At 74.4% G+C, this 11,205-nt stretch carries 9 protein-coding genes; 5 read left to right on the top strand and 4 right to left on the bottom strand.

Features of this window, described 5'->3' with window-relative positions; genetic code table 11:
- Nucleotides 1-62 precede the first annotated feature (62 nt).
- Together ABZ570_RS25145 and ABZ570_RS25150 are read right to left on the bottom strand one after the other, a co-directional pair.
- Entirely contained in the window at nt 63-731 is a 669-nt protein-coding gene (locus tag ABZ570_RS25145; RefSeq protein WP_358068351.1) for a hypothetical protein, read from the bottom strand.
- Nucleotides 732-774: 43 nt separating this feature from the next.
- Nucleotides 775-1,230 (bottom strand): SRPBCC family protein, encoded by a 456-nt coding sequence (locus ABZ570_RS25150; protein WP_358068354.1) that lies wholly within the window; start codon nt 1,228-1,230, stop codon nt 775-777.
- 188 nt (nt 1,231-1,418) lie between these two features.
- Here ABZ570_RS25150 and ABZ570_RS25155 point away from each other — a divergent pair, with 188 nt between their 5' ends.
- The 5 genes from ABZ570_RS25155 to ABZ570_RS25175 all read left to right on the top strand — a co-directional run bounded on the left by ABZ570_RS25155 (nt 1,419) and on the right by ABZ570_RS25175 (nt 8,378).
- Nucleotides 1,419-3,224 carry an AMP-binding protein gene (locus tag ABZ570_RS25155; protein WP_358068356.1) on the top strand — a complete coding sequence of 602 codons (1,806 nt, stop codon included), beginning with the start codon at nt 1,419-1,421 and terminating at the stop codon, nt 3,222-3,224.
- A 14-nt stretch (nt 3,225-3,238) separates the two neighbouring features.
- Nucleotides 3,239-4,930, top strand: coding sequence for a GAF domain-containing sensor histidine kinase (locus tag ABZ570_RS25160; RefSeq protein ID WP_358068359.1), 1,692 nt, complete (start codon nt 3,239-3,241; stop codon nt 4,928-4,930).
- A 7-nt stretch (nt 4,931-4,937) separates the two neighbouring features.
- The gene (locus ABZ570_RS25165; RefSeq protein WP_007072219.1) at nt 4,938-5,606 is read left to right on the top strand and encodes a response regulator transcription factor; all 669 of its coding nucleotides are present in this window, start codon (nt 4,938-4,940) and stop codon (nt 5,604-5,606) included.
- Between the two features lie 206 nt (nt 5,607-5,812).
- On the top strand, nt 5,813-6,625 hold the full coding sequence (locus ABZ570_RS25170; RefSeq protein ID WP_358068362.1) for an SAM-dependent methyltransferase: 813 nt from the start codon (nt 5,813-5,815) through the stop codon (nt 6,623-6,625).
- A gap of 85 nt (nt 6,626-6,710) precedes the next feature.
- Nucleotides 6,711-8,378, top strand: a complete 1,668-nt coding sequence (locus ABZ570_RS25175) for a bifunctional diguanylate cyclase/phosphodiesterase (RefSeq protein ID WP_358068380.1) — start codon at nt 6,711-6,713, stop codon at nt 8,376-8,378.
- Between the two features lie 214 nt (nt 8,379-8,592).
- Here ABZ570_RS25175 and ABZ570_RS25180 read toward each other — a convergent pair whose 3' ends face one another.
- Nucleotides 8,593-9,717: a glycosyltransferase family 4 protein gene (locus ABZ570_RS25180; RefSeq protein WP_358068365.1), complete on the bottom strand. Its 1,125-nt coding sequence runs from the start codon at nt 9,715-9,717 to the stop codon at nt 8,593-8,595.
- Nucleotides 9,714-10,973: a M48 family metallopeptidase gene (locus ABZ570_RS25185; RefSeq protein WP_358068368.1), complete on the bottom strand. Its 1,260-nt coding sequence runs from the start codon at nt 10,971-10,973 to the stop codon at nt 9,714-9,716. Before ABZ570_RS25185 ends, ABZ570_RS25180 begins: the two co-directional genes overlap by 4 nt.
- Between the last annotated feature and the right edge of the window lie 232 nt (nt 10,974-11,205).

Consider the following 11,205-nt stretch of genomic DNA (forward strand, 5'->3'; position numbering starts at 1 on the left):
CCCCTCTGCTGTGCTGCCCGACATCGGCCGAACCGGCCGTGCGCTGCCGGGATGTCCGGTGGTCAGGCCCCGTCGCCTGGTGCGTCCGCGCCCATCTCGTCGGATGCCCGCGAGGCGGGCACGACGGGCCGGCCGGCCGGCGGCCGGCTCGGCACGGGTGCCTCCGGCCCGGCGGCGTCGGCGGGCGGCACGGTGGCCCCCGGTGCGGCCGCGCCTTCCCCGCGGGTGGCGGCGGACCACACGTCCTGCTCGGGTGCCGGCTGAGAATCATGCCCGGTACGGGTGGCCTCGCGCCAGACGTGGTCCCCCGTCGGGTCTCCGGCCGCCCCGGCACCGGCCGGGTCGGTGGGGGCTGCGGGCTCGGCCGGGGCGAACGCGCGCAGCAGGCTGGCCACCCCCGCGGCGAGATCGCCGGCGCCGGTGGCGAGCCGCTCCGCGAACTCCGGGCTCGGGTCGCGCAGCGCGGCGATGCCCCGACAGACCGGGCAGACACAGCATTCGGGCGACCCGGTGGCGAAACCGGCCCCGCTCGCCGCCTCGGACGCCGCCGAGGCGCCGTCACCGGCGGCGCCGCTGCCCGGCGGGTGGCCGAGCACACCCGCGAGGATCCCGCCGAGCGGGCCCCAGGGCCCCGTCCCGGGCGAGGGGGCGGCCAGCCGGGCGGTGGCCAGCAGCATGGCGACGAGCCGCTCGGCCTCCTCCCGGGCCGAAGCTGGATCAGTGGTGCCCATGAGAGTCGGCTCCTCTGGAGTGGCGACCGGATCGCCGGTCGGGTCAGTGGGCCGCACCGGGTGCTTCTACCCGGCGCTTGAGCTGCTTCAACGCCGCATCCATGATCATCTTCTCGGCCTTGCGGCGAAACATGCCGAGCATGGCCACGGAGAGCTCCACCTCGAGGGTGTAGGTCACCGTGGTGGTGCCGTCCGGGTTGCCGACCAGGTCGTACGACCCGCGCTGGACCTTCTGCATCTTCGAGGGCGCCACCAGGTGCCACTCGATCCGGGAAAGGTCCTCGGCGTACTCGTAGGCCAGCACGTACTCGTCGGCCATGACGCCGGCGTCGATGGTGAACCGGACCTGGCTGGCGTAGCCGTCCTCGTACTCCTCGACCACCTCCGCCCGCCGGATCGCCTCGGCCCACTCCGGATAGCGGGGGAAGTCGCAGATGACCGCCGCCACCCGGTCCGGTGACGCCCCGATGATGATCGACTGGGTGGAGGAGTCCGCCATGGGGGGAGGCTACCCGGCGGGGGCCCGGCCCGCCCCGCTCCACCCCGCCGACGTCGCGCCGGACCCGCCGGTACGGCATCCACCAGCCGGGCCGGCAACCTCCCCACCGCGGCCACCCCACCGGCGGGTAGGTTTCGACAGAGCCGACCCACGGCCCGGCCGGCCAGTGCGAGCACGAGGGAGTGCAGGTGCGCGAATTCTCCGTCCCGCCGATCGTCACCGTCGGCGACGCGGCCAACCTGACCGGCCCGGTCTGGGAAAACGCCGAGATCGCCCCCGACACCGTGCAGTTCGTCCGGCGGATGGGCGGCGCGGGCGGCGGCCGGGAGGAGGTCACCTGCCGGCAGTTCCGCGACGAGGTCGTCGCGGTGGCCCGCGGCCTGGTCGCCGCCGGCATCTCCCCCGGTGACCGGGTCGCGCTGATGAGCCGCACCCGCTACGAGTGGACCCTGATCGACTACGCCATCTGGGCCGCCGGGGCGGTCACCGTGCCGATCTACGAGACCTCCAGCGCCGATCAGGCCGCGTGGATCCTCGCCGACTCCGGGGCGGTGGCCGCGGTGGTCGAGACCGCCGCGCACGCCACCCTGGTGGCCGGGGTCCGGGACCGGCTCCCGGAGCTGCGCCAGGTCTGGCAGATCGAGCTGGGCGCGGTCGACGAGCTGACCGCGGCCGGCGAGTCGGTCGACCCGGCCGAGATCGAGGTACGCCGCTCCGGGGTCAAGGCCGACGACATGGCCACCATCATCTACACCAGCGGCACCACCGGCCGGCCCAAGGGCTGCATGCTGACCCACCGCAACATGTACGCCGACATCGCCAACGCGGTGCCGGTGCTGCCGAACCTGTTCCGGCAGAGCGCGTCCACCCTGCTCTTCCTGCCCCTCGCGCACGCCTTCGCCCGGCTCATCCAGATCGGCGTGGTGCAGGCCCGGGCCACCCTGGCGCACTGCGCGGACACCAAAAACCTGGTCGCCGAGCTGCAGGAGTTCCAGCCGACGTTCGTGCTCTCCGTGCCCCGGGTCTTCGAGAAGGTCTACAACGGCGCGCGGCAGAAGGCCGAGGCCGAGGGGAAGGGGAAGATCTTCGACCGGGCCGAGAAGGTGGCCATCGCGTACAGCCAGGCGCTGGAGACCGCCGCCGGGCCGGGTCTGGGGCTGCGCGCCCAGCACGCGGTCTTCGACCGGCTGGTCTACCGCAGGCTGCGGGCGGCGCTGGGCGGCCGGTGCCGGGACGCCATCTCCGGCGGCGCCCCGCTCGGCGCCCGGCTGGGGCACTTCTTTCGGGGCATCGGGGTGAACATCTGCGAGGGCTACGGCCTGACCGAGACCTCCCCCGCCGCCGCGGCGAACCTGCCGAGCGCCACCAGGATCGGCACCGTGGGCCGCCCGCTGCCCGGCGTGTCCATCCGGATCGAGGACGACGGCGAGATCCTGATCTCCGGCGAGCTGGTCTTCCGGGGTTACTGGCGCAACGAGGAGGCCACCGCGGAGCTGCTCACCCCGGACGGCTGGCTCCGCACCGGCGACCTGGGCCAGCTCGACGAGGACGGCTACCTGAGCATCACCGGCCGCAAGAAGGAGATCATCGTGACCGCGGCCGGCAAGAACGTCGCCCCCGCGGTGCTGGAGGACGAGGTCCGCGCCCACCCGCTGGTCAGCCAGTGCCTGGTGGTCGGCGACCGGCAGCCGTTCGTCGCGGCGCTGGTCACCATCGACGAGGAGGCGCTGCCGAAGTGGCTGGCCGCGCACGGCCGACCGGAGACCACCGGCGTCGCCGAACTGCGCGACGACGAGGAACTGCGGGCCGAGATCCAGGGCGCGATCGACCAGGCCAACCAGTCGGTCTCCAAGGCCGAGTCGATCAGAGTGTTCCGGATCCTGCCGCGGGACTTCACCGAGGCCACCGGCGAGCTGACCCCGTCACTCAAGGTCAAGCGGCAGGTCGTGCACAAGACGTACGCGGCGGAGATCGCGGAAATCTACCGGCGCTGACTACCATCCGTCACGTGCCCGCCTCGACACCCGTCCTGCCGCCGACGCAGCCCCTCGCCGTCGCCGCCCGTGTGGTCCTCCTCGCGCTGGTCGCCGCCCTGACCCTGTTCGCCACCCAGGACGTGGCTCAGCTCTGGTGGATCGCCCTGCTGGGCCTCGCCGGGCTGCCCGCCGTGCTGGCCCCCCAGCACCGGCTGCTCGGGCCGCTCAGCCGCTTCGCCGAGGTGGTGGTCCTCGGTCTGGCCGCCAGCAAGGTCGCCGCCGACGCCCACCTGAGCGGGGTGACCGGCGGGCTGGGCGCCTCGGCGATGCTGCCGTACCTCGCCGTGCCGGTCACCGTGACCGCGCTGCGCCGCCGGTTCCGCGAGGGCGGGGCGCTGCTCGCCGTGGTCGCGGCCACCCTGCTGGTCAGCGCGGCCGTCACCGAGGTCGGCGGCGGGCGGCAGCTCGGCCAGCTCGGGTACCTCGCGGTCTGTGCCCAGTGGCTGATCCTGGCCGCCCTCGGCCTCTACACGGCCGGCATGCTGCAGCGGTTGATGCGGGTCCGCGGCGAGGGCAAGCCGCAGCCGTACGCGGAGGCCACTCGGCTGCTGACCCAGCTGCGCACGGTCGCCCGCCAACTGCCCGGCGCCACCCTGGACCCGGGCGGCATCTCCGAGCACCTGCTGGAGGAGCTGCGGGTGGTCGCCAAGACCGACCGGGGTGCGGTGCTCTCCGCCAGCGGGGGCGGCCGGCTGGTGGTGCTCGCCCAGGTCGGCGCGGACCGGGTGGACTGGGAGACCACGCTGGACGCGGACTCGGCGATCGCCGACGCCTGGGCCAGCCAGCAGCCGCAGACCTCGACCCGCTCGCAGGCCCGCTCGCAGCACTCCGGCGAGGTCTCCGCGCTGATCGTGCCGCTGGTCGCCGGGGTGCGGACGGTCGGCCTGGTGGTCATCGAGGCGGACACCGCGCACGCGTACCCGCCGCCGGTGGTGTCCCGGGTGACGGCGCTGACCGGCCCGGCGGCGCTGCGGCTGGAGGCCGCGCTGCTCTTCGACGAGGTCCGGTCGCTGGCCACCAACGAGGAGCGGCAGCGGCTGGCCCGGGAGATCCACGACGGGGTCGCCCAGGAGCTGGTGATGGTCGGGTACGGCATCGACAACGCCCTGGCCACCGTGCACGACGACGCCGAGGAGACCGCCGAGAGCCTGCGTACGCTGCGCCAGGAGGTCACCCGGGTGATCACCGAGCTGCGGCTGAGCCTGTTCGAGCTGCGCAGCGAGGTGGACCGGCACGGCGGCCTGGCCGCCGCGATCGCCGAGTACGCCCGCACCGTCGGCGCGTCCGGCGGGCTGCGGGTGCACCTGTCGCTGGACGAGTCCACCGCCCGGCTGCCCGCCGCCACCGAGGCGGAGTTGCTGCGCATCGCCCAGGAGGCGGTGACCAACGCGCGCAAGCACGCCGGGGCGTCGAACCTGTGGGTGACGTGTGAGGTGGACCCCCCGTACGCTCAGATCGAAGTGTCGGATGACGGTCACGGCATTGGTGACCAGCGCCCCGACGGGCACTACGGGCTTGCGATCATGGCGGAGAGAGCGGAACGTATCCGGGGCCGGCTGGAGATCAGGCCACGGCGGCCCAGCGGCACAACCGTGGCGGTGGTACTCGGCTCCTCGCCCCGGCGCGATAGGGTGCGCGGCAGCGCAGCAGCAGAAGGGGAGTAACCCGAGGATGACCACCAGCCCGACACCGGCCACCCGGACCAAGGTTCTCCTTGTCGACGATCACGACCTGATTCGGAAGGGGCTCCGGCACGCCTTCGAGCGGGACCGGCAGTTCGAGGTCGTGGGCGAGGCCGCCACGGCCGCGGAGGGCGTACGCCAGGCGGGCGCGCTCCAGCCGGACGTAGTGATCATGGATCTGCGGCTGCCCGACGGCAGCGGCCTGGAGGCGACCCGCGCCCTCCGCAAGTCCAGCGCGTCGATGGGCATCGTCGTGCTCACCATGTACGCCGGCGACGACCAGCTCTTCGGGGCGCTGGAGGCGGGGGCGAGCGCCTTCGTGCCGAAGACCGCTCCGGCCGACGAGGTGGTGGCCGCCGCCCGGCACGCCGCCTCCTCGCCCAGCGCGTTCACCGCGGCCGACCTGGCGGAGGCGATGAAGCGCCGGCTGGCCCCGTCCGGCCCGCAGCTCTCCCCGCGGGAGGGCCAGGTGCTGCGGCTGCTCGCCGACGGCATGAGCGTCGCGGGCATCGCGAAGCAGCTGTTCGTCAGCGAGTCGACCGCCAAGACGCACATCTCCAAGCTGTACGAGAAGCTGGGCGCTGCCAACCGCGCCCAGGCGCTGATGACCGCGCTGCGGCTGGGTCTGCTGGAGGCCCCGGACGCGCCCAAGTTCTGACGGCCGCCCGACAGCTCGACGAGAGGCCCGCGTCCGCGACCCGGACCGGGCCTCTCGGGCATTCCGGACACCCGTTGAACGCGCACGGTGAGGGACCGACCGCGTAACGACGGCGGTCTTTGCACCGGGAGAACGGGCGGGCAGAATACCCGAATGGCCAGCGCGGGCGACAAGTCCGCGCGCTGTGACACAAAGGGGCGATAGCGATGCAGCGGCCGGACTGGGCACCCGACACGATCGACATCGAGCGCCCGAGCGTGGCCCGCATGTACGACTACTATCTCGGCGGCTCGCACAACTTCGCGGCCGACCGGGCCGCCGCCCAGGCCATGGTGGCCGCCGTGCCCGAGGCCCCGCTGATGGCCCAGGCCAACCGGGCCTTCCTCCGCCGGGCGGTGCAGTTCCTGGCCGAGGCGGGGGTGCGCCAGTTCCTCGACATCGGCTCCGGCATCCCGACCGTCGGGAACGTGCACGAGATCGCCCAGCGGGTCGACCCAGAGTGCCGGGTGGTCTACGTCGACGTCGACCCGGTCGCGGTCGCGCACAGCTGGGAGATCCTGGCCGGCAACGACCGGGCCACGGTGGTCCGGGAGGACCTCCGCCACCCGGCGGCGATCCTCGGCCACCCCGAGGTCAACCGGCTGCTGGACTTCACCCAGCCGGTCGCCGTGATGATCGTGGCGGTGCTGCACTTCATCCCCGACGCGGACCGGCCGGAGGAGATCCTGCGCACCCTGCGGGCGGCCCTGGCCCCGGGGAGCTACCTGGTCATGTCGCAGGCCAGCGACGACGGCCGCACCGCGACGGGCGAGCGGGCCGAGGCCGAGCAGGTCTACCGCCGCACCGACAGCCAGCTCTTCATCCGCAGCCGGGCCGAGCTGACCGCGCTCTTCGACGGCTTCGAGCTGACCGACCCGGGCGTGGTCTGGGTGCCGCAGTGGCGCCCGGAGACCCCGGAGCAGGCGGAGAACGCCGAACAGGCGGTCTTCCTGGGCGGCGTCGGGCGGCTCTGTGGGTGACGGCGCCACCGCCGTGACCCGCTCCTGCCCCGACAGCTTCGCACGGGCCTGGGCCAAGGCGGTTACCGGGACGAGCTACCTGCCGATGACCCAGGCCCAGTTGGAGGCCCTGCTCCAGCAGCTCACCGAGCGGCTGGCCGCGGCGCTCCGCACCGAGCCGTTCGACCTGCGGGTCGGCCAGCAGGTCGGCGCCGAGCTGGTGCAGGCGCACATCGCCTCCGCCGAGGCGCTGGGCCGCACCATCGAGGTGATCCAGCTCCGCCTGATCCGTGACCTCGGCCTGGTCGCCGACGAGGTCGAGGACCGGATGGCCCGGCTGCTCGCCACGGTGGCCACCGGGTACGCTCGGGCGCTGCGCGACCGGACCCTCGACGAGCAGGAGGCCATCCGGCGGGCCGCGATGATGGCGCGGGCGCAGGCCGAACGGGCGCTGCGGGACAGCGAGGCCCGCTTCCGGCACCAGGCCACCCACGATCCGCTGACCGGCCTGCCCAACCGCGCCCTGTTCACCGAGCGGCTCACCGCCGCGCTCGGCGAGCCCGGCCGGGGTGCCGACCGGGTCGGGGTCTGCTTCCTCGACCTCGACCGGTTCAAGGTGGTCAACGACACCCTCGGCCATCAGGTCGGCGACTCGCTGCTGGTGTCGGTGGCGCAGCGGTTGCGCCAGGCCCTCGGCGAGCACCTGGTGGCCCGGCTCGGCGGGGACGAGTTCGTCATCCTGGTCGAGCGCACCGGCTGCACCGAGGACGCGGTCAAGGTCGCCGAGGCCGCCCTCACGGCGGTGAGCGAGCCGGCGCTGGTCGACGGGCACGAGCTGACCGTGTCGGCCAGCATCGGCATCGTGGAGCGGCCGGTGGTCGGCACCACGCCGATGGAGCTGATGCGGGCCGCGGACAGCACCCTGCACTGGGCCAAGGCGGCCGGCGGCGCCCGCTGGTCGATCTTCGACGCCGACCGCAACCGCCGCGAGCTGGCCCGGTACGCGCTCTCCGCGGCCATCCCCGCCGCCCTGGACCGGGGCGAGTTCTACCTCGACTACCAGCCGCTCACCTCGCTGCGCGACGGCCGGGTGCTCGGCCTGGAGGCGCTGGTCCGCTGGCGCCACCCGGAGCGGGGCGTCCTCCGGCCGGACAGCTTCATCGGGCTGGCCGAGGAGACCGGTCTGATCGTCCGGCTGGGCAGCTGGGTGCTCGCCGAGGCCTGCCGGGAGGCCCGGCGCTGGCCGGCGGGGCGCGACGGGGCACCGTTCGTGAGCGTCAACCTGGCCGTCCGCCAGCTGCACCGGCCCGGCCTGGTGCAGGAGGTGCAGGGTGTGCTCGGGCAGACCGGGCTCCCCCCGGAGCGACTCCAGCTGGAGATCACCGAGAGCACCATGATGAGCACCGTCGAGGAGCCGGTACGCGCCCTGCGCGTGCTCAACGACCTCGGGGTACGCCTCGCCATCGACGACTTCGGCACCGGCTACTGCAACCTGGCGTACCTGCGGGACCTGCCGGTCACCGAGCTGAAGGTGGCCGGCGAGTTCGTGGCCGGGCTGCGCGCCCCGGCGGACGACCCGCGCAGCCGCACCGACGAGCGGATCCTCGCCTCGCTGGTCTCCCTCGCCCACGCCCTCGACCTGACCGTCACCGTCGAAGGCGTGGAGACCGGCGACCAGGCCGACCGGTTGCGCGCGATCGGCTGCGACGCCGGGCAGGGCTGGCACTTCGGCCGCCCCGCCCCCGCCGCGCAGTTCCTCAACCTCCCGGCCTGAACCCCGCGCCGCAGCCGAGGGGCAGTCACCTCACGACCGCCTTTCGAGCTGACAGCGCAACCGACTCACGTCGGGCGGAGGCATGCCGAGCGGCAGAACCGGCAGCCCGGCGGCCCGCCGACACGGCAGCCGAATCGTCTGGACATCAGCTCCAGAGGCTGTCACAGAGACAGTGCCCAGAGCGCGGGGCGGGCGGAGCCGCACCGGACCGGGGTCAGCCGGCGAGGAGGTCGGCCATCCGTTCGGCCTGGGCCTCCCAGCGCCACTCCTTCTCCACCCAGGCGCGGCCGGCGGCGCCGAGCTGGCGGGCCAGGTCCCGGTCGGCGAGCAGCGTCGCCACCCGGTCGGTGAGCTGGGCCACGCTCCGACCCCGGACCACGTACCCGGTCTCCCCCTCGCGGACGGCGTCCGGCGCGCCCCCGGAGTTCCCGGCCACCACCGGCAGCCCGGTCGCGCTGGCCTCCAGGTAGACGATTCCGAGGCCCTCCACGTCCAGGCCGCGGTTGCGGGTACGGCAGGGCATCGCGTACACGTCGCCGGCGGCGTAGTGGGCCGGCAGTTCGGCCGACGGCACCGACCCGGTGAAGACCACGTCCCGTTCCACGCCGGCCTGCCGGGCCAACTTCTCCAGCGTCGACCGGTACGGCCCGCCGCCGACGATCAGCAACGCCGCGTCGGGCACCCGGCGGCGGATCTCCGGCATGGCCCGGATCAGCATGTCCTGCCCCTTGCGCGGCACCAGACGCGAGACGCACACGACGACCGGCCGGTCGGCCAGGCCCAGCCGCACCCGCACCCGCTCCCCGTCCACGGCCGGGTGGTAGGTCTCCACGTCGACGCCCGGCGCGAGCCGGCGCAACTCGGTCACCCCGTCCAACACCCGGGCCAGCCGGGTGCGGGTGTACTCCCCCAGGTAGGTGGTGACGTCCAGGCCCCGCCCGATCCGGCGCAGCGCGGACCGGGCGCCGGGCAGCACGGCCCAACCGGCCTCGTGCCCGTGGGTCAGGGCCACCGCCCGACGGATCCCCGCGCGCCGGCGCAGCCCCGCCGCGAGCAGCCCGAGCGGGGCCGCCGCGCCGAACCACACCGTGTCGCAGTCGTACGCCCGGGCCAGCCGCGCCGCCCGGCGGGCGATCAGCGGGGTGGGCAGCAGCACCTGGGTGCGCTCCCGGATCACCTCGAAGGGCTGATCGGCGTCGAACTTGGCGGCTCCCCGCCAGCTCGACGCGTACACCACCACGGAGCCCGGTGGCTGGCGCACGGCGAGGTTGTGCACGAAGGACTGGATGCCGCCGGGGCGGGGCGGGAAGTCGTTGGTGATCAGCAAGGTCCGGCTCATCTGCCGATCTCCCTGGCGTAGGCGCGGGCGGCGGCCATCCGCTCCACGGTGGACGGGTGGGACGCCGACCAGAGGTACTCCCAGCGGGGCGGGTCGGGGTCGGCCAGGTTGACCCCGGCCAGGCGGCGCTGCATCGCCACGAAGGTTGCCGGGTCGCCGGTGAGCGCCAGCGCGTGCGCGTCGGCCCGCGCCTCCACCTGCCGCGAGACCAGCGCCTGCACCGGGGTGGCCACCAGCCCGGCCACGCTGATCAACGCGATGAGCAGCGGGAACGCCCTTGGCTGGGAGATCGATTCGACCCCGGCCAGGCGCAGCAGCGGCGGCCAGGAGCCGATCAGATAGAGGGCCACCACCGCGGCGGCGGCACCGAGCGCCCCGACCAGCGTCCCGATCCAGACGTCCCGGTCCCTCGCGTGCCCCAACTCGTGGGCGACCACGCTGGTCACCTCCTCAGGGGTGGCCTCGCGCAGCAGGGTGTCGTAGACCACCACCCGCCGGGTGGGTCCCAGGCCCGAGACGTACGCGTTGACCGCGCGGGTGCGCCGGGACGCGTCGGCGACCAGCACGTCGCGGACCGGCACCCCGTCCCGGGCGGCCATGCTCATCAGCTCGCTGCGCAGCGGGCCGGGCTCCATCGGGGTGAACCGGTTGAACACCGGCTCCACCAGCACCGGCAGCACGAACGACAGCAGCACCACCAGCCCGGCGGCGCCGGCCGCGCCGAACGCCCACCACCAGCGCGGGGCGAGCCGGACCACCGAGTAGAAGCCGAGCAGGACCAGCGCGCCGATGACCGCGGTGACCGCGTACGACTTGGCCAGGTCCACCGCCCAGCCGCCCCAGCCCTGGGTGCTCAGCCCGTACCGGACCAGCACGGTGTGCCGCCAGGCGGCGAACGGCAGGGTGAGCAGGTCGGCGAGGAGCATCACGGCCAGCCCGCCGAGCACCGCCTGGGCGATCCAGTGCCCGCCGAGTGGCCGGCCGGCCAGCTCCACCAGACGACTGCCGAGCGGGGTCAGCCCGAGCGCGAGCGCGACCAGCAGTCCGACGGCCAGCGACGCGTACCCGGCGGGGCGCAACGCGGCGTGGAACGCCCGGCCCCGGGCCACCTGGTCGACCGGGAGGGACCGCAGCGCGGCGAGCTGGTCGGCGCGCGGGGCGGGCGGGCGGTGCCAGGGCACCAGCAGGGCGGCGGTGACGACCAGCGCGACGACGAGCCCGGCGAGGGTGAGCAGCGCCCACCCGCGCGGCGTCACCGCGCCGTCCCGGCGCGCGGCGTGCGGGTCGCGCCGCGCGCGCCGCCGTCGCGTCGTACCCGCGTCATGGCGTCGCTCCTCCCGTCGAGAGCGCCCATCCTATGAGGCGGGCTCCGCCCGGTGGCGACGTGGCGGTGTCACCCACCCGGTTCGGCCCACCGAGGCCGGGCGGCCGGCCTCCGTCCAGGGCAAGAACATCAACATCGACGCCATGGCCAAGGAAATGGGCACC

It is taken from the genome of Micromonospora sp. NPDC007271, from assembly GCF_040634005.1.
Classification (GTDB): domain Bacteria; phylum Actinomycetota; class Actinomycetes; order Mycobacteriales; family Micromonosporaceae; genus Micromonospora.